14 protein-coding genes and 2 rRNA genes (1 of these 16 running past the window's edge) are annotated in these 18963 nt (G+C 32.5%); 11 read left to right on the top strand and 5 right to left on the bottom strand.

The annotated features are described in order from the left end of the window. Positions 1-91: 91 nt before the first annotated feature. The 7 genes from ACQ654_RS18860 (at position 92) to ACQ654_RS18830 (ending at position 8399) form a co-directional block, all read left to right on the top strand. The gene (locus ACQ654_RS18860; protein ID WP_430411896.1) at positions 92-2053 is read left to right on the top strand and encodes an AAA family ATPase; all 1962 of its coding nucleotides are present in this window, start codon (positions 92-94) and stop codon (positions 2051-2053) included. A gap of 5 nt (positions 2054-2058) precedes the next feature. Next, complete coding sequence (locus tag ACQ654_RS18855) at positions 2059-3687, top strand: amidohydrolase family protein (protein WP_430411895.1); 1629 nt, start codon at positions 2059-2061, stop codon at positions 3685-3687. 20 nt (positions 3688-3707) lie between these two features. Then, positions 3708-4103 (top strand): nuclear transport factor 2 family protein, encoded by a 396-nt coding sequence (locus ACQ654_RS18850; RefSeq protein WP_430411894.1) that lies wholly within the window; start codon positions 3708-3710, stop codon positions 4101-4103. 4 nt (positions 4104-4107) lie between these two features. Beyond that, positions 4108-4794: a signal peptidase I gene (gene lepB / locus ACQ654_RS18845; RefSeq protein ID WP_430411893.1), complete on the top strand. Its 687-nt coding sequence runs from the start codon at positions 4108-4110 to the stop codon at positions 4792-4794. Positions 4795-4968: 174 nt separating this feature from the next. Beyond that, on the top strand, positions 4969-6216 hold the full coding sequence (locus tag ACQ654_RS18840; RefSeq protein WP_430411892.1) for a DUF6638 family protein: 1248 nt from the start codon (positions 4969-4971) through the stop codon (positions 6214-6216). Then, on the top strand, positions 6213-6743 hold the full coding sequence (locus ACQ654_RS18835) for a hypothetical protein (protein WP_430411891.1): 531 nt from the start codon (positions 6213-6215) through the stop codon (positions 6741-6743). Before ACQ654_RS18840 ends, ACQ654_RS18835 begins: the two co-directional genes overlap by 4 nt. Positions 6744-6749: 6 nt before the next feature. Continuing rightward, positions 6750-8399: a hypothetical protein gene (locus ACQ654_RS18830; protein ID WP_430411890.1), complete on the top strand. Its 1650-nt coding sequence runs from the start codon at positions 6750-6752 to the stop codon at positions 8397-8399. 222 nt (positions 8400-8621) lie between these two features. Here ACQ654_RS18830 and ACQ654_RS18825 read toward each other — a convergent pair whose 3' ends face one another. Further along, the gene (locus tag ACQ654_RS18825; RefSeq protein WP_430411889.1) at positions 8622-8900 is read right to left on the bottom strand and encodes a hypothetical protein; all 279 of its coding nucleotides are present in this window, start codon (positions 8898-8900) and stop codon (positions 8622-8624) included. A gap of 203 nt (positions 8901-9103) precedes the next feature. Here ACQ654_RS18825 and ACQ654_RS18820 point away from each other — a divergent pair, with 203 nt between their 5' ends. Continuing rightward, complete coding sequence (locus tag ACQ654_RS18820) at positions 9104-10792, top strand: helix-turn-helix domain-containing protein (protein WP_430411888.1); 1689 nt, start codon at positions 9104-9106, stop codon at positions 10790-10792. Between the two features lie 292 nt (positions 10793-11084). Here the strand turns inward: ACQ654_RS18820 and ACQ654_RS18815 are convergent, their stop codons facing one another. Together ACQ654_RS18815 and ACQ654_RS18810 are read right to left on the bottom strand one after the other, a co-directional pair. After that, the gene (locus ACQ654_RS18815) at positions 11085-13019 is read right to left on the bottom strand and encodes a tetratricopeptide repeat-containing sensor histidine kinase (protein WP_430411887.1); all 1935 of its coding nucleotides are present in this window, start codon (positions 13017-13019) and stop codon (positions 11085-11087) included. Positions 13020-13035: 16 nt separating this feature from the next. Further along, complete coding sequence (locus ACQ654_RS18810; RefSeq protein WP_430411886.1) at positions 13036-13773, bottom strand: LytR/AlgR family response regulator transcription factor; 738 nt, start codon at positions 13771-13773, stop codon at positions 13036-13038. 334 nt (positions 13774-14107) lie between these two features. Between ACQ654_RS18810 and ACQ654_RS18805 the strand changes: the two genes are divergently transcribed. From ACQ654_RS18805 to ACQ654_RS18795, 3 genes are read left to right on the top strand one after another with little or no spacing between them, the layout of a single operon-like run. Continuing rightward, a complete protein-coding gene (locus ACQ654_RS18805) occupies positions 14108-15583 on the top strand; it encodes an SUMF1/EgtB/PvdO family nonheme iron enzyme (protein WP_430411885.1) in 1476 nt (491 codons plus the stop codon). Between the two features lie 11 nt (positions 15584-15594). Continuing rightward, complete coding sequence (locus tag ACQ654_RS18800; RefSeq protein WP_430411884.1) at positions 15595-17001, top strand: hypothetical protein; 1407 nt, start codon at positions 15595-15597, stop codon at positions 16999-17001. Positions 17002-17005: 4 nt separating this feature from the next. After that, positions 17006-17824 carry a T9SS type A sorting domain-containing protein gene (locus tag ACQ654_RS18795; RefSeq protein WP_430411883.1) on the top strand — a complete coding sequence of 273 codons (819 nt, stop codon included), beginning with the start codon at positions 17006-17008 and terminating at the stop codon, positions 17822-17824. Positions 17825-18589: 765 nt separating this feature from the next. On the opposite strand, the gene rrf is transcribed toward ACQ654_RS18795, so the two are convergent. Both rrf and ACQ654_RS18785 read right to left on the bottom strand, forming a co-directional pair. Beyond that, positions 18590-18699, bottom strand: a 5S ribosomal RNA gene (gene rrf, locus ACQ654_RS18790). A gap of 124 nt (positions 18700-18823) precedes the next feature. Then, positions 18824-18963, bottom strand: a 23S ribosomal RNA gene (locus tag ACQ654_RS18785); it runs 2683 nt beyond the window's last position.

The following is an 18963-nucleotide window of genomic DNA, read 5'->3' as shown; positions in this document are numbered from 1 at the left end:
AAATATTAAAAACAACTTTGAACTTTGAAATCAAAAAAAACAGGAGCGCAGCGACAAACTCATAACTCATAAACTAAAGAAAAAAACATACATGGAGAAACAACCGACTTTTCCTATCAAGAAAACAGAATTACAAATATTACGTGAAGAAGCTTCTTCGTTCATCAAAGGCGTACAATGGGAACAAGGATACAAAGCACGAAACAGAGACGGAAATAAAGAGCAAGAGGATATTTTATTATACTTATCGAAAGCGACAGGAAATGCTGGCGCGAATGCAATTTCAATCTCAAAAACGATTTTAAGTTTAAAAAAACGATTGCTTCCAGATTCTGTTGCGTTGCCGCTTGCGCTGAATGAAACACTCTTCAACTTGCAAGAAGCGTTGGCAATTGGTTTATGGATTAGAGATAGTTATTATGATGCGTCAGGATTGTCTATTTTACATGAAAAAAGAGCCGGACTTTCCACAGAACAACGCAAAGAATACGAATCAAAACAACAAACGGCAACTGCTTTTATGTTGTTTAGCGTATCGTATTTCATTCTTTCTAAGATGAAGGAAAAAGCTTCGGAAGACAATAAAGTCATGCAAAACAAATTTGCAGGAATTCCAGAAGTATCACTGTTATCACCAATGAAAGGAATTTCATGTCAGTTATTTTACTATGACAAATACATGAATCACCCAAATTTAATCAATTCTGAACAAGATGTAATTGATTTTACGGTGTTATATTTTGAATCGTATTTAAACGAAATCATTCAACGAAAAGGCGCGTTAAATTATACAGAAGTAATTACTGATAGAACGTATCAATTAGAAGATTCTGAATTTTCAATTGCTGGTTGGGAAACTGCTTTTACAGGAAGTGCCACGAGTATAGAATTCAATCCAATTCGTTTTGAACAAATTGTTGGAAACAAAGATGCAAAACATTTTGCCAAGCGTTTGGTAGAACGTTTAATGAGTTACGACATTGCCACCAAAAGAAATCCTTTTCAGGAACTTGGCGGATTCATGCCTGTATTTATGGGATACGGAATTCCAGGAACAGGAAAAAGTATGTTAATTGCCGCAATTGCTACGATGTTGAAAGAACGTTGTGATCATTTGGACATTCCATTTTTATTTCATCCAATGCCAGATACCGTAGTTTCTACGTTTCAAGGCGGATCCGCTGAAAAAATGGTGCAATGGATGAAACCGATGCAAGATCCAACTCGATTGATTTTTGCGCCAATTGATGATGCAGAAAACAACTTACAAGAACGAACTGCGCAAGGCGTTTCGGCTGGTGTAAAAGAAGTAATTGGTGTATTTTTACGCTATACAGAAGGTGCATATGCTGTAAATCATGGAAATAGTGCGATTGGATTATTTACCAACTTGCCCGAACAATTGGACAAAGCAGTAATTTCCAGAATTCAAGGACGTTTCAAAATTGATGGCGCACGTACGGAACACGATTTCTTAGACCAAGATTATATTTGGTGGAATAAACTTGAAAAAACGTTGCCAGGTTTTGTTGCTATGAAAGATCATGCAACTTACAAATACTTAAGTGATCAAGGGTTGGCAGCCAATGCAGGAGAAATTTTAGGGCAATTGGACAAACCTACAGAAGAAAAAATTGCCATTATTTATGATAAAGTATTGGCGCAAGATGCGTTAGATTCACATACATTCTATTCAAACTTATACGGTTCGGTTCAGAAAGAATTTCCGTTTTTCTCTTCAAGAGATATCAGAAACATTCAAAGTGCGATTTCGTTACGTTTAACAGATTTCAACTTGGAAGAAGATTGGTTTGAAAACCCTGAATTGTATTTCCTAAAAGATTACGATACCAAATTAGGAATGTTAAAGGAATTGATGACCGCAAACATGAAAGGACTCAACTTTGCGGCCATTCGTAAGCAAGAAGTAATTCGTTACTTAGACAACGTTGCAACCATTGCTGACACTGATTTCTCTCGTAAAGTAGAACAACAAGTTATGCAAATGAAAATTGGAACGGAAGCACGTAATCGTTTTGAAAAAGACAGCTAATAATCATGAAAAAAATCGTTTTCTTCCTACTTTTTTGTATTTCAGTTAGTTTCGCTCAAGAAGAAGTTGTAAAAGTTGAAAGTATCAAAATGAACCCGAAAGGAGAAGCTATTTTGATTGAGAATATAAATGTAATTGACGTTCACACAGGAAAATACAATAAGCAAAGCGTGTTGATTCGCGATAAAAAAATTGTAGAAATTGCTAAGAAAATTCGTGAAAACAATACGGCTACTATCAAAATTGACGGAACAGGAAAATGGTTGTTGCCAGGAATGATTGACAGTCATGTACATTTATTTCAATCGGGAAGTTTGTACACACGTCCAGATGCTTTTAATTTAACCAGATTCAGACCATATGAAGACGAACGCAAATGGCTTCGTCAAAATGCTCCAGATATATTAAAACGGTATTTACAATCAGGAATTACTACCATTATTGATATTGGCGGACCAATGTATAATTATAAAATTCGCGATTTATATAGTGATCATACTTCTTTTCCGAATATATATATTACTGGTCCATTAATTTCAACCTATCAACCGAAAGCTTTTGACATAGAAGACAGCCCAATTATTAAAGCTAATACACCTGAAGAAGCTATTGAATTGGTAAAAAAGCAAGTTCCATACAAACCTGATTTTATCAAAATTTGGTATATCAAAAGAGGTGATGCAAACTTAAATTATGAAATTGTAAAAGCGACTATTGATGAAGAATTTGTTAAAATGATTACTTCAAATAACGTGAGTTATATTCCAACTTTAATGGTTAGTGATAAATATACGGAAGCATTTACGCAAAAAATTGCATTCTCAAATGAAGAATTAAGGCTTTCCAACCCATTTCCGATCAAAAGTTTTTCAGATCATAAACATCTAGATAATGAGGAACAATTTGAACGTTACAAGAAAAACAATATAGCCTACAAAAAACGCCAAGTTGAGGAAAATTTAACAGAAGCAACAAATCTAAAATTATTGCAACATAAAAATGTAAACATTGCTACCGGAACTGACGCAGGAAACATTGGAACTTTGCATGCAACTTCATATCAAGAAGAAATTCGGTTGATGAAAGAAGCTGGATTGTCTAACTTGGAAATTATTCAAGCTTCTACCATTAATTCCGCTAAAGTATTGGATAAAGACAACGAAATTGGAAGTATTGAAGTATCTAAACTTGCAGATTTAATTATTTTAGAAAATAATCCTTTAGAAGACATCAAAGCATTGCAAAAAATTAGTCATGTTATAAAAGGTGGAAGCATTTATCATACGAAAGATGTTTTGATAGAATCGCCTGAAAATATTGTACAGCGACAAGTAAATGCCTATAACTTAGGAAACGTAGAAGCATTTTTAGAAAGCTTTAGTGATGATATAGAGGTTTATACATTCACAAACATTCTAAAAACAAAAGGAAAAGACGAATTCAAAAAAGGATGGGCAACATTTTTTAAAAAATATCCTGATTTACATTGCGAAATCGTAAACAGAACTACACGACTGAATACTGTTATTGATCATGAACGTATTAAATATGGAGATGGAGATTACAGTGAGGCTATCGTGATTTATAAAATAGAGAACGGAAAAATAGCAAAAATTTACTTTGTAAGAGATTAAACTTTATAAAATATATCATCATGAAAAAACTACTTATTTTTGTACTTCTGAGCGTTTCATTTGCAACAGCACAAGAAAATAATGAAGCCGCAATCATTGTTCAGAAACAGGTAGAAGCGTATAATGCACGAAACATACAAGCATTTTCAGCATTATTTAGCGATGATGTCAAAATGTACGATTTTCCAAAAAAGTTGCGTTCATCAGGAAAAGCTGAATTAGAAAAACGCTTTGGTCAAATGTTTAAAAATACACCAGATTTGTTCAGTTATATTGAAGACAGAATTGCTTCTGGAAATACAGTGATTGATCATGAAAAGGTAACTTTTAAAAAAGACGAACCAGCCAAAGAATTTATTGTAATGTATATTGTGGAAAACGATAAAATTACGGAAGTATATTATATAAAACGATAAAAGTTTGAAGAAAAAATCATACAAAATATACATCGTTCTCTTCAGCATTGCGCTTGTGTATTATATTTTAAAATTTTCAGGAGCGCTCGTACTATCCACAATTTCATCATCTAGTAGTGAACCTACCATAAAAAAAGGTTCGTATATACTAACAACAAGTTTAAAAACGCCCAAACGTGGTGATTTAATTACATTTACATTCAACGATCGTTTATCTCATGATCTCCCATACCAAGATTTTAACTATATTTTTCGTTTGTGTGGTGTTGAAAATGATACGATTGAGATTAAAAAAGGTGTTTTATATGTAAATGGTGAAAATTTTGACAAACAGTTCGAATTAAAACATTCGTATCTTTTAAGTCAAGCGCAATTGGGCAAATTGAACGATTCATATTCAGATAAAATCAAGCTAAACAAAGATACATTCATGGTGTTTATGAAAGATTCCGATGCAAACTTAAATGCTTTAGGAAAATATAAATACATAGAAAAGAAAAATCATGTAGATGATTTAGTTAAAGAAAACTATCAACAAAACTGGAACAAAGATTATTTTGGACCGCTACTAATTCCCGAAGGAAAAATATTTGTGCTTGGTAATAACAGAGATAATGCAAGAGATAGTCGCTATATAGGTCTCATAGATGCTACTGCAATTACAGGCGTCTATTGGAAAACCTTATTTTAAACGATCTATTTTGGAATCTTGATCTAAACTGTAACGAAACGATCAAATTTCTTACTAATATAATATGACTGAGTGCTTTTTGACAGTTAGAAAGAATAGCACAATAACAACAATTTAATATCCTTGAAAAACTATAAATAATTGTATTTTTATGGTTGAATTGATACATAGCGAATGGAAAAATTAAAACGATCTGAATTATTTGGCGCCGCCTTAGTTCCTGTTACGGGCGCTTTGGTAGAACGCTACAATAAATGTCTATCTTTCATAGGAACCGCACCAACAAAACTGCGCAGTTTTCATATTGATGCCATGGGTTGGAGTCCTGAAATTGCCGATGAAAAAGATGATTTCTTGTATTTAAATTCTGGAGAAGCCAATCCGAATGCTATCATTCTTTCACCAAAACAAAACGAAAAACCAGCGTACACGCCTTTTCATAGTTTTGATAGAGAAATCATGAATTTGGTGTTTAAAGAACATCGTGATGCCATTAAAGATATTACACGTGACGCCGCAATTTGTGTAGATTTAGATCAATATATTGATGCGTTTTACGAACCAGAAGATTTACTAAAATACAATCAAATCACAGTCGATTTTACGGTTGTTGAAGATTTATACAGCATACAACAAAAGCAATTGAAACTTGTTGAAACGTTTCATGATGACGATAATTTTTTAGATGAAAGTTTACATTTAAAAATTTTGGCTTCCGCCAGAAAACACGGCGATTTACGTTCGCGTACGCTGGAAATGGAAAGCATGTCTTTTAAAACAGATTCTTTTTACACTAGAGCATTTGGCGGCGTGTTTGTTTTTAGACGAAAAGGAAGTGGAAAAAACATTCTAATATTTGAATCGAAAGAAGTTGCCGATAAAGTACAAACATCGTCAAAAACACAAGGTTTTCATATTGAAGACGGACGTTTTTATAGTGCATTGGCCGCTGAAAAAATGATTGTACTCGATCCTGAACACAGCGTTTTATCAGGATATTATGAACGTGTACAAAAAATAATTTTCTCGAAGCAACTAAAAAATGCGACACATTCATTGCATGAAATTTTAGAAAATAGTAATGTGTACAAACGCTATTTAAATCGTTTCACAGCAGATTCGCGAAAGCAAGTTATGATTTTAGAACGCTTAAAAGAGAATTCTAAAAAAGAAAACGCATTAGATATAGAAGGTGGCTTAACGCCAGAAGTGTTGGCTTGTATACAAATTCCAACACCTGAACTACCAATGAAAGAACAAGAACTTGTTTGGAAATTGATTGTAAAAACATCACCATACAAAGATCCATTATTTTTGTATTGGTATGATAAGGAAACATTCTATTCAGAATATACAAATTGGGACGAATCGTATCAGGATTGGGTCATCAAATTAATTAAACAAAACACTTGGAACACATGATTACATTTGACATCATCATATTTATAACAAGTATCATTTTTGGAATTGCATTGTATTGGCTCGAAGCTCAAAGTAATGGATTATACAGATCTATTAACAAAATTGCAAATTCAAAAGAACTACGCATGCCTGCAACTAGCAAGAAAGGTTTTTTTGTAAATCAAGAATTTCTTCCAAGACTCGTGTATGTAAATGTTATCTTTATTTTAGTGGCATTGGTTTTTCTATTATTACCTTTCGGCCCTAGAATTGAATATTACGTTTCTGGTGTGTTTGGAACAATGATCGGAATTTATATTGCTAATTTTGTAATCAATGTAAAAGATAAATCTGAAGACCTTATTGATAAAGTTGTCGATACTGGAAAAGATATTTTTGACGATATTAAAACCAAAGGACAAGAAGCGGCATCAAGTTTTTCTAAAGAAAAAGAAACAGAAACAGAAACAGAAGAAGCTGCAAACGAACCTGAAACGCCTAAGAAAAGCGGTAGAGAACGATTAAAAGATAAAGGATTTTTAAAATAGAAAGTTATGCTAAAAAGATATTGGAAACGTGGCGCAAAACAGAAAACTATCCTCATTATTATAGGAATTATCATTTTTTGTGCGCTTTTTATTTTAAGAGACGATTATCAACCATTTTTACTTTTTATTAGAAAGTATTTCTTTGTGTTACTTTTGTTTGTTGGAATATTATATCTCGGAATTCGAGCATTTCGAAAAGCTACAAATGCCCTAAAAAAAGTATTTAGAGGAATTTTGACATTGGCGTCTATTACGCTGATATATGTCCTTTTCTGGAATGTTGGCATGTATGATTATATGCAAACGTACAATGTGTTTAACGACATGAATCTTCAAGAAATTTCAGCATTGCCACTAACGCAAAACGAACGTATACAGCCATATAACAACATTAAAACAATGGCGTACGAATCTATTTCGGAAACGCAAGAAGTATCAGCGCCACAATTGGTTAGAGTTGATGATCGCAATCAATGGACAATGGCTGTACAACCTTCACAAGAATATTTTGTGCAACGTACAAGTGATAATATTGAAGAATTGTTTTCGGTTTCGAGTACATCACCTTCTCCCCGATTTTCTAACGAGAATAGAATTGCGGCAACATTTGCTATTGGCGAATCGTTAGCGTTTAGTAGAAATACCTATAATGCCGTTGTGCAACGTTTTAATCCTTGGCAATTGTTTAATTACGAACCGCACGAAGCGTATTACATGAAAAATGACGAAGGAAAGTGGGTTCAAGTTGTAAGTTTGATTAAATGGAAAGGTTTCTTTTTTCCATATCCAACGTTTGGTGGCGTGATGGTTGTAGAAACTGGTGAACATGATTTTAACGACTATTTGGAGCGTTTGCTCATTGGAAAAGGAACGTTTATTGCCGCAGAAGATGTACAAAATTATCCATACTTAACACGTCAAAATACATTGTCTGAAAAAGTATCACGTTTGCAAGCAAAATCGATGATGTTTTTAGGTGGTTTTACAGATCCATTGCCTTGGAATAAGAAAACTGCGGTAAAAATTCCAGATTTGATAGAAGATCAAAATCAACAACCATTTGTGACAGATTTCAAGTTTGATGGCGTAGTAAATAATGCGTATGACGGTTTGTATCATTGGTTTGGTTTAGAACCAATTGGTGACCAACGTACAAGTTTATCTATTAGTGTTTTTATTCCCGCCGACGGAACTAAAAAAGTATATTATTACAATCATTCTAAGAAGAAAGAAGGATATGCAGGCGTTTCGGCAATGCCAGCGAAAGTGATGGAATCTAAAAAATCGTACGATTGGACCGTTAATAAACCTGTAGAGTTTAGACCTTTTATTAGAGATATTGCCGGAAAAAGACGTTTGTTTATGCTTTCAACTGTTGCGGCAAAACGAGCAAATAGCGATCAGTTTGATGGTGGTTCAACTCCAGATTTGGCGTTGGTTGATGTTTCCTATAAAGATGTTGTTTGGATAGATGCCAAACATCCTTCACAATGGAATACTGAAATTTTAAAACAACTTGGAGAAACGTGGCAAGCTTCTGAAAATTTATCTGAAGATGTAATTTATACTGATGAAGAACGCGCACGACAAAAAGCTATCAAAGATTCTATGGCCATTCAAAAAGATAGTATTGTAAAGGATTCTTTACTAAAGTAAACATTCTTGAAATTCTTATATTTATATCTTGCCCTGCTAACTTTTGTGTATCGTACAACTAAAAAAGGTTTGAAGGACAAGATATTTTATTTAAGGAGACAGCCTAAAAAGTGTATTACGAAAAATTTATAATTTTGAAGCAATCTGTGAATCAATAACTTAAATTTCACAGATTGCTTTATTTTATTCGAAAAAACGACTTTTAGACAGCCATTTTTTTAGTTAACATAAATTTCCGTTAACATCCATACACGTATGTTGTCCTACTTGTGTAGCAAGAACAGCAACACAACCTGTTTTCACAGCTCTGCTATTGGGTTGTATCAGACAAGGAAACACTGTTCTAGGACAACAAGCTGTATTTAATTCTGAACACCAAACACTCGGGCAAGTATTGTGTCCTCCCGAAACATGAATATCTCCTCCTGAAACATGATATGTCTGAAATTTTGAAACGATATTTTTATTGAATTGTAGTTTTAAGGTTTTTTGTTTTTTCATTTCTATTGTTTTAATTGTATTAATAATTATACTAAAGTATGCGATCGATCTTTTTCAAAAGTAGCAGAATTGACAAGCTGTATGCAAATTCGTTTTTATACAATTCATGAATTGTATAATTATTCTTAGTAATGTACCTTTAAGATTTTGTGCTTGATATGAATAAAAAAGATATCTTCAATTTTAAATTTAAAATCATAATAATGCTTGCATTTTCTATAAAATGGCACATAGTTAGCATATTTTTTCTTTTTTCAATTGCAACTATACAAGGTCAAAATAATTCTCAAAAAGACTTTAGCAATTTGTCTTTTACAAGATTGGACTCTTTATTTCAGCACAAAAAACAACACAATTTTGATGAAGCAAAAACCTATGCTAATGAGATGTTGAAGAAAGCATATAATGATAATAATTCTACTTGGAAGATTGCATCTTATTATAACTTAGCCTTCATTCACAGGAAGTTAGGAGATAATGAACACGCAATAAATGCAATTGATAGCCTAAGAAATTACGCTACAGAAATGAATGATGCGGTTTTTTTAGCAAAAAGCTATTTTTTGGAGGGCAATATTTTTTATCAAAAAGGAAATTATAAAGAAACATTAAGCCTGTATTTAAAATCATGGGACATATCTAAAAATACAGAAGACAAACGAAGTTCATTAATTACTTTATATAACATTGCACTGCTAAGAAAGGATCTCGCTAATTACAAGGAAGCTTTAGCGGATGGAATTATCGCATTAAAAGGTTTTAAAGAAATTGGTGATCACAAAAGTGAAATTAGCGTTTTACATTTTCTCAGCAATGCGTATTTAAGCATGGATTCTTTAGATGTGGCCGATCATTATATAAATTTAGGAGTAGAGAAAAGTATCTATCACAAGGATGAAGAAGCCTATTTTTTATTGGTAAGTGAGCAAGGAAAATTATATCACAAACAAAAAAAGTATCAAAAAGCACTTGAAAAATTCAAGGAGGCAAAAACATATTTTGATCGTAATTCTATCATTCGGCGAAGAGTTTTAATCAATTTATACATTGCAAGGACTTACCATGAAATAGAAGACTATTCAAAAGTGATTGAGGTTTTAAAACCTGCAACGAACCTTTTAGATACACATGAAATTTCATTCACAGAAATTCCTGATTTATACTTTTTATTAGCAAATAGCTATCTTCATACCAAAGAAATTGAAAAAGCAAGAATATATTATGAGAAGCATACAAATGCTCAGAAACTCATTTATAAACAAAACAATCAGCTCTTAACAAAGATTCATAAAGAATATGATATTAAGAAGTTTGAAGATAAAATTAAGAAGCTAACAGATAAATCGAAAAGTACACAAAATACCATTTTACTAATATCTTCGCTATTACTATGTATTTTAGGCTTCTTTTTAGTTCAGTATTACAGAAAAAATAAAAAGAACGAAAAGGCATTATCTAAAATTCTTGAACAGTTAGAAACGAAGAATATTCAAAAGAATGATCAAGAAAAAATGAAGATTGCAGCTATTGAAGATAAAAATATACAACGGATTTTACAGTCGCTCGAAACCTTAGAAACTACAGGATATTATTTGACTTTAAATTGTACACTTGCGCATGTAGCTAAAGAAATTAATACCAATACTTCTTATCTTTCAAAAATTATAAATCAATATAAGGAGAAGTCGTTCACTAATTACATTAATGAATATCGTATTAACACGGCACTTGAAAAGTTGAAAAACGATGCCCACTATCAAAGATATACGATAGAATATTTGGCGCAAGAGTTTGGTTTTAGTAGGTCTGAGACTTTTACGAGAGTTTTTAAGAAGCAAACAGGAATATCACCTGCGTATTATTTAAGGAAACTAAAAAATGACAATTCATAAATTGTCTAAAATTTACACTGTTTGGCTAACTAAATGTTTTTATATTGAAATTTCTTAATTTAAAACTTCAACCTTTTTATATGAAAAAAATGAATCTTAGAAAAACGACTATTGCACATATTACAAATTTAAAGCTAAGAGAAATTAAAGGTGGTATACCGCCTAAATCGATTGATTGCATTCCTACGGTAACTCTTAGTAGACCTACAGAACATATTAACCTTTCAAATAATCCTCGCAGTGACAGCAAGCGTTCGTAATCAAAAAAAGAATGTGAGTGAATGATATAAAATTATCGAAGCGGAATGCTTAATACTACTTGTGTTCCGCTTGGATTTTCGTTTTCATCTTTAAGATCGATGAAATTTACAGAGAAACTATTTTTAAAATCTTTTACAAAATTGGTCATTCTATTTTTTGTCAACGCAATACCAATTGATTTTCGTTTTACAAATTTATCATTTGCAATTTTCTGAGCCGCTTCTCTTCCAATTCCATTATCAGAAATAGAAATTGTAATGAAATCTTTTTTAGTATTTTCTACAGAAAGTCTAATATTTTTTTCGCCTTTTTTAGAAGATAAACCATGCCATAATGCATTTTCTAAAAACGGTTGTAATACTAATGATGGAATTTTTATTTGATCGAGATTGATATCATTATCCACCATAATTTCAAAATTGATACCATTAGAAAAACGAATATTTTCAATACTCATATATAAATCCATTGTTTCTAGTTCGTCTCCTAACGGAACAACTTTTACACGTGAAGCATCTAATATTTTACGAATCAGTTTTGCAAATTTATTTAAGTAATGAACCGCATTTTTTTGTTCATTCGCAATGATGTATTGTTTGATAGAGTTTAACGAATTGAACACAAAATGTGGATTCATCTGACTACGAAGCATATCTTGTTCGAGCGTTAAAATTTTCTTTTCATTATTCAACAAACGTTGTCTGTACAGAATGTAAATCATAATAGCCAAAAATGCCAACACAATACTGCTTGTAATCCAAATACTTTTATTTCGTTTCAGCGTAAGCTTTACATTTTGATTTTCTTTTTCAAGATTTTCAATTTGTAAATTGTATTTTTCTTTATCGTATTTTATAATGAGATCATTTACATATTTGAAGTTTTTTTCATTGGTAATCTCTTCATTCAATTCATACGATTTTCGCTGATATTCCAATGCCGTTTTGAAGTTTTTTTCATATTCGGCTAATTTGGATAAATGCTCATAGGATTCAGCTATAGAACTTCTTAGATTGAATTCTTTAGAAATTGCCAATCCTTCATTGAGGTATTTTTTAGCAAGTTTGTAGTTTTTTAATTCTAAATACGCCCAACCTAAATTGGTATATACGCCACAAAGATGAAATTTGTCTCGCAATCCTTTCGCACTTTCCAATGTAGATGAAATGATGCCAATGGCTTCTTCGTATTTTTGTTGCTTTATGTATATTCTACCAATTGTATTATTGCAAATTACGCGTCCTAAATCGGAGTTTATTTCATTGTTATAACGTAACGATTCTTCATAGTCAATCAACGCGCCTTCCAAATCGCCAGTAGCTTCTTTTGCATATCCTATATTATGATAATTGATTGCCAAACCGAGTTTATTGCCTACACTTTCTTCAATTTTTATTGACTTTGTAAAGCGTTGCACTGCTAAATCATATTGTTCTAGCACTAGAAAAATATTTCCCATACTATTTAATGAAACGGCAATACTTCGTTTTACGGATTCTGTTCTGTCGTTAATTGTTTCTGCTAATGCTAAGGCTTCTTGGTGATAATCTAACGCTGTTCGGATATCGTCAATTCTTCTATACACAACACCTAACATGTTTAAAGCGTTTACATGTAATTCTTTATCACCAGCTTCTTTTGCCTTTTCTAAAGCTCTGTTGTGATATACAATTGCTTTTTCATATTGAGATGTATTGCGACAATAAATACCAATTCCGTTTAGGGCATAACTTTCTCCATGTAGGTATTTATTTTCGTTGTAAAGTTTTGCTAAATATTGAAGTTGTATAGAGTCTTTACTATACTTTTTAAGATTTTCATTAATTTTAAAATATGCTGTAGGTTTTGTTTTTAAAAGTGCATTCGCGTCTTCCACAAAAATACTATCGATATTTTGTGAAAAGCTAATGGTAGATAAAAATAGGGCAAGAATGAACAGCAAAGCATTCTTATGTAAATTGCACATATACACTTTATTTTTCTTATAATTTTTCTAGGAAAGCCGCTTTGCGTTGTCTAGAAATAGGAATTTTATGATTGGAAACTAAAATTACATATCCATCAGATTTTATAAACTCTTTAATTTTATCTAAGTTGACAATGTATGAATTATGTATTCTGAAAAAACGCTCATCTGGTAACATGGCATTTACTTCTTTCAGTTTCTTTGTAAGTACTATTTTTTTGGAATTGGTTAAATATAATGTACTATAATTTCCATCGGATTCAGCAAATAGCAAGTCGTCTAAATCGAGGAAAATAAGTTTTCCGTCTGTATTAATGGTGATTCGTTTTTTATTGAATCTACTATTATAATCAGATAAGATGCGTTCAAACTTTTCGGTAGAAACATCATTTCTGGAAATATATTTTTTTACTTTAGAAATGGCAACTTTAAGATCGTCCATGTCAATTGGTTTCAGCAAATAATCAATAGCTTCTTCTTTTAAAGCTTTGATTGCATATTCATTATAAGCTGTGGTAATAACAACTGCAAAATCTTTTGACTTCAATCGATTTAAAAATTGAAAACCATCCATTGTTGGCATTTCAATATCAAGAAAAATACAATCACAACTTGATTTCTCTACATACAATAATGCTTCTTCTGGGTCAGTAAACGTAGCTAGAATTTCTATTTCATCGCTAAAGTTTTCTAATTCCCATGACAAACTTTCCAAAGCTTTAGGTTCATCGTCAATTAAAATTGCTCTTAACATGTGATTTTGGGTTTTATACTATAAAGGTAAACTTTTCGAGTTACATTGTATTGTCGTTCGTATCATTGGTGCTAAAATATGTATATGCGGTTTATTTTTACAAATGGTTAACATACAAGGGGATTTTCACCCTTTTCAGTCAAAAACAATCTATACAACATTTGATTCCATTCATACAAAAATTGCACTTATGAGCTTAATCATCGGGTATATTTGAAACATAAATAAGCTCTACCCCCAAATTTTGATCGCTTATAGTCAATTATATACATGTAAATATTTTAATAATCTAGAATACAATTTATCTAATAACTAAACAATCAAAATCAAAGTAATGAAAAAAATTACACTAATTCTAATGCTATTTTGTTTTGCTTTAACGTCAACGACTAAAGCAAACAACATCCAAGTGAATAACATTTCACTAGAAAACTTAAACGATGTATCAAATTGGGTACACGTAGAATTTGATCTATTTTGGGAAAATTCATGGAGAATAAGCTCAGGACCATCTAATTGGGATGCTGCTTGGGTATTTATCAAATATAGAGTAAACAACGGTACGTGGACACACGGAATTATCAGCCAAGCAAACTCAGTAGCGGCTACTGGTGCTGAAATTGAAGTTACCTCTGACGGTATTGGTGCTTTTATTTACAGAAGTACCGATGGAAGTGGAAATGTAAATTTCCAAAACAATCAGATTCGTTGGAATTTTGGTTCTACCGATACAAATGATATTATAGACATTCAGGTATTTGCCATTGAAATGGTATACGTACCAGAAGGATCTTTCTATGTAGGAGGAACTACAGGTGATGAAGCAAATAAATTTCACTCAGGTGGTTTTTCTACAGCTTCTTCTTTTAGAATTACTTCAGAAAACGCATTAACTGTTGCAAATACATCTGGAAACTTATACTATACAGCAACAAACTCTAATGGTGGAGACCAAACAGGAGTATTAGCTGCATCATACCCAAAAGGGTTTAATGATTTTTACGCTATGAAATACGAAGTAACCGAAGGGCAATGGTTAGCTTTCTTCAATAGCTTGACAGAAAATCAAAAAACAAATAGAGATATAACAGATGCAACACACAAAAACAGTGATGCTGTAATCAGTAGAAATACAATTTCATGGACTGGTGGAACGGCAAGTGCCACATCAACAGCTCCAGACAGAGCTGTTGCATATTTAGATATTTCAGATATGAATTCATATATGGACTGGACAGGTTTACGACCACTTAGTGAGTTAGAATATGAAAAAGCATGTAGAGGACCTATTTTACCGAAACCTGGCGAATTTGCTTGGGGAAGTGCTAATATTGCTTCTAATGACTATACTATTGTAAACTCTGGTTTCTCAAGTGAGCGTGTTACAAACCCAGAAACAAATACTGGAAATGCAATGTATTCATTAACTAATGGAACAATTGATGGACCATTACGTAATGGAATTTTTGCGGCAAGTGCTGTAAATAACAATCGTGAAGAAACTGGTGGTAGTTATTATGGAATTATGGAACTTTCTGGAAACTTATACGAACGTGTAGTAACCGTAGGAACGGCACAAGGAAGAAACTTTACAGGTTTACATGGTAACGGAATTATTAGTTCTACTACAGGAAATGGTACCGTATCTAACTGGCCAAATAATACAACAGGTGATGGATACAGTTTCCGTGGAGGAAGTTGGTTAAATGGAGCAGATTTTATTAGAGTATCTGATAGATTTGATGGTGCATCAATTATTGCTTCTGGAAACAATCGTTTAGGATTTAGAGCGGCTAGAACTGCACCTTAATACATAAAAAGATGAAAAAAAGATTTCTAATCTTATCTTTTATACTATTCCAAGTCACACAAGTATTTGCACAATATGAAGGTGGTAATGGCGATGGTAATGATGTAGAAAGCGAACTAAGTACAACGCTTACAAATCTTTCATTAACTATTTTATATGAAGGTAGTAATGGTGACGGGTTTGCTAGTAGAAGTTTAGTAGCAACTACACTAGAAAATATTTCACTAACCGTTTTATATGAAGGCAGTAATGGTGACGGGTTTGCTAGTAGAAGTTTAGTAGCAACTACACTAGAAAATATTTCGCTTACCGTTTTATATGAAGGTAGCAATGGTGATGGGTTCTCTAGTAGAACTTTACAAGCAACCACGCTAGAAAATATTTCACTAGCTGTTTTATATGAAGGTGGAAATGGTGATGGATTTTCTAGTAGAACGCTAGAATCGACCACGCTAGAAAATATTTCGCTTACTGTTTTATATGAAGGTAGCAATGGTGATGGTTTCTCTAGTAGAACTTTACAGTCAACTACCCTAGAAAATATTTCACTAGCTGTTTTATATGAAGGTGGAAATGGTGATGGGTTTAGTGTTGATCAAGAAAATGTTTTCTTAGATCCGAATCAAGTTGTTGATTTAAGAATACGAGCAACAGTATTTTTACAAGGACCACGCACAAATGCTATTGATGATGGACTTATGAATGATGATTTGCGTACCGCAAATATAATCCCAAAAGTTAGCCCATATGATGGTAGTACTGCAATTCCTGATTCTGATGTATTCAACAATGGAGGAATTTCTGGCAGTGGATCAAGTCAAGACAATATAGTTGATTGGGTATTAGTAGAAATCAGAAGTGGTTCAGACGATACTCTTATTGTTGATGATACTTCTGCTTTAGTACAACGTGATGGAGATATTGTTGCTTTAGATGGTACATCTGATGTAATAGTTCGTGGATTAACAGGTGAATATTATATAGTAGTTAAGCACAGAAACCATTTAGGTGTTATGACTGCAAATAAATTACCTTTATCTGTAACAGCTACGAATGTAGATTTCACAAATAGTGCAACTGGAATATTTGGTACCAATGCACAAGTGCAATTGTCTAATGGAGATTTAGCATTGTGGTCAGGAAATGTAAATAGTGATACTGTGGTACAATATTCAGGAACAACTCCTGATTCACCAAGTATACTATCAACTGTACTCAATGATGCAGGTAATTTCCTAAACTTCCCTACGTATGTAGTAAATGGATATAATGTAAATGATGTAAATATGGATGGAAACACACAATATACCGGAACAACTCCAGATACACCATTAATTTTACAAAATATATTAGCACATCCTGGGAATTTCCTAAACTTTAGTACATATCAAATACAAGAACAATTACCAGAAAATTAAACTTATGAAAAAAACAATAAACATATTTATATTTAGCATCTTTTGTCTTTTAGCTTCACAGCTAAAAGCTCAAGATGGCTATACTTACACATTGATGCACAATGGAGGTTATAACTTCACAGTGCAGGCAGTGCCAAATGCAAGTGCTAACAACTTTGCTACTTCAGTACAGAGCTACGGATTTACAATCTTAGTTCCTGATGGTGTAACAATTACAACTGTATCCTCTTTAGGAAATGCCGCAAATGGTACATTCTTTGATGGAAATAATGTTTCGCAACCAGCAAATGATGGATATTTAGTCACCGAGACTTTAGGTAGTCCTATGTCCTTACCTGCACCGTCTGCTGGAACAAACTCTGACATATATACATTTACAGTAGACGGAAGTCCAACATCAGGCACTATATACATACTAGAAAATAATTCCCCGTTAGCAAATGCAGTAACAACTTTAAAATCTTTCATGCAAGCTGATATGGATGATGATGGAATGGCAATGTTTTCAAACAGAGTAGATCCTAATGCAGCGGCTGTTACAGCACCTTCAACATTCAATTTAGCAACGTTATCTATTGAAGAAGAAAACATACTAGCTGAGGTATCATTATATCCAAATCCAGCTAAAGATATTGTAAAACTTCAAGTTCCAGCTGGAATTACAGATATCAAAATTGAAGTATTTGATAATGCAGGTAAAAAAATTGATATGCAATTATCTTCAGAAAATACGATTGATGTAAGTAATATTGCATCAGGACTATACTTAGTATCTATAATTTCAAACGATATAAAGACTACTAAAAAGCTTATTGTAAACTAATAAGCTTCTATTTTTTGTTTCAAAAAAACCTCTTGATTGTCATAACTCAAGAGGTTTTATATTTTTAATAACTAGGTTGAGGGTTTTATATAGAACTCATCACCTACTAGAAAATTAGATAAATAATAACAAACGATCGCTACCAACTCTCAGCTCTTACAATAAATTCTTTTGAAAACGATATTATTTTCAAAATAATATACTATTGCTTATGTTTTGAGTCGATAACTCGATAATACAACTCTCTCTTTATCTCAACTATTGTAGGTTAATAAGAATATTCTACTTGTAATCTATCATAAACATATCCATCACTTGGGTTTGAAGTTATTCTGATTGAAACATCAAATTCCTCTTCTGCTTAATCAGGTATCATATCAAACGAAATAGTTTTCTTAGCTCAAGGTGTTCAACTCTTTAAAAGTTAGCTGATTCGCGAATAGTGTTAAAATTGTAATAGTTTGAGATTTATATCTACTCAAGAATCTTTTATTGTGAACTACTTTCCAGTAATCTAATACTATGATTCTATCATTCTGAACCAATCCCTAACTAGAAATTTGGTTTGAATACCATACTTCAAAACAGCTTGAGATCGAGAGAGATCATGCACTACTTGAAGTTTAAATGACATAGAATAATCTTTATGTGTTCGCTTTACATATTGTGTTTTCATCAAGCATCAAAAACCAACAAATCACATATATTTTCAAAAAACTATATCATAAAAAAAACCCTTACTAATAATTAGTAAGGGTTTTTAAAAAAAGGCGGCGACATACTCTCCCACATTTCTGCAGTACCATCTGCGCTAATGGGCTTAACTTCTCTGTTCGGAATGGTAAGAGGTGAGCCCCATTGCTATAACCACCTTAAGTCTTTATTCCCAATTAATTGAGAATCTCCTCAGTAATACACTAAAGAGTATAAGGTAACATATTGAGATAATTTTGAGACCAGATTAAGTAAATAATTCTTAAAACAAAATAACAAGAGTCAGTACATAAGCCTACGGGTAATTAGTACTACTCGGCTATGACATTACTGCCTTTACACCTATAGCCTATCAACGTGGTCATCTCCCACGACCCTTTAAAGAAATCTCATCTTGTGGTGGGTTTCGCGCTTATATGCTTTCA

The organism is Kordia sp., from assembly GCF_965283645.1.
Taxonomy (GTDB): Bacteria; Bacteroidota; Bacteroidia; order Flavobacteriales; family Flavobacteriaceae; genus Kordia.
This window is presented reverse-complemented; position numbering and strand designations above follow the sequence as displayed.

What these genes read in the sequence shown, in the direction of transcription:
- ACQ654_RS18810 (WP_430411886.1), bottom strand. Translation starts at nt 13,773, where the DNA reads ATGTTAAGAGCAATTTTAATTGACGATGAACCTAAAGCTTTGGAAAGT.
- ACQ654_RS18860 (WP_430411896.1), top strand. Translation starts at nt 92, where the DNA reads ATGGAGAAACAACCGACTTTTCCTATCAAGAAAACAGAATTACAAATA.
- ACQ654_RS18830 (WP_430411890.1), top strand. Translation starts at nt 6,750, where the DNA reads ATGCTAAAAAGATATTGGAAACGTGGCGCAAAACAGAAAACTATCCTC.
- ACQ654_RS18820 (WP_430411888.1), top strand. Translation starts at nt 9,104, where the DNA reads ATGCTTGCATTTTCTATAAAATGGCACATAGTTAGCATATTTTTTCTT.
- ACQ654_RS18815 (WP_430411887.1), bottom strand. Translation starts at nt 13,019, where the DNA reads ATGTGCAATTTACATAAGAATGCTTTGCTGTTCATTCTTGCCCTATTT.
- ACQ654_RS18850 (WP_430411894.1), top strand. Translation starts at nt 3,708, where the DNA reads ATGAAAAAACTACTTATTTTTGTACTTCTGAGCGTTTCATTTGCAACA.
- ACQ654_RS18855 (WP_430411895.1), top strand. Translation starts at nt 2,059, where the DNA reads ATGAAAAAAATCGTTTTCTTCCTACTTTTTTGTATTTCAGTTAGTTTC.
- ACQ654_RS18805 (WP_430411885.1), top strand. Translation starts at nt 14,108, where the DNA reads ATGAAAAAAATTACACTAATTCTAATGCTATTTTGTTTTGCTTTAACG.
- ACQ654_RS18835 (WP_430411891.1), top strand. Translation starts at nt 6,213, where the DNA reads ATGATTACATTTGACATCATCATATTTATAACAAGTATCATTTTTGGA.
- ACQ654_RS18800 (WP_430411884.1), top strand. Translation starts at nt 15,595, where the DNA reads ATGAAAAAAAGATTTCTAATCTTATCTTTTATACTATTCCAAGTCACA.
- ACQ654_RS18795 (WP_430411883.1), top strand. Translation starts at nt 17,006, where the DNA reads ATGAAAAAAACAATAAACATATTTATATTTAGCATCTTTTGTCTTTTA.
- ACQ654_RS18825 (WP_430411889.1), bottom strand. Translation starts at nt 8,900, where the DNA reads ATGAAAAAACAAAAAACCTTAAAACTACAATTCAATAAAAATATCGTT.
- ACQ654_RS18840 (WP_430411892.1), top strand. Translation starts at nt 4,969, where the DNA reads ATGGAAAAATTAAAACGATCTGAATTATTTGGCGCCGCCTTAGTTCCT.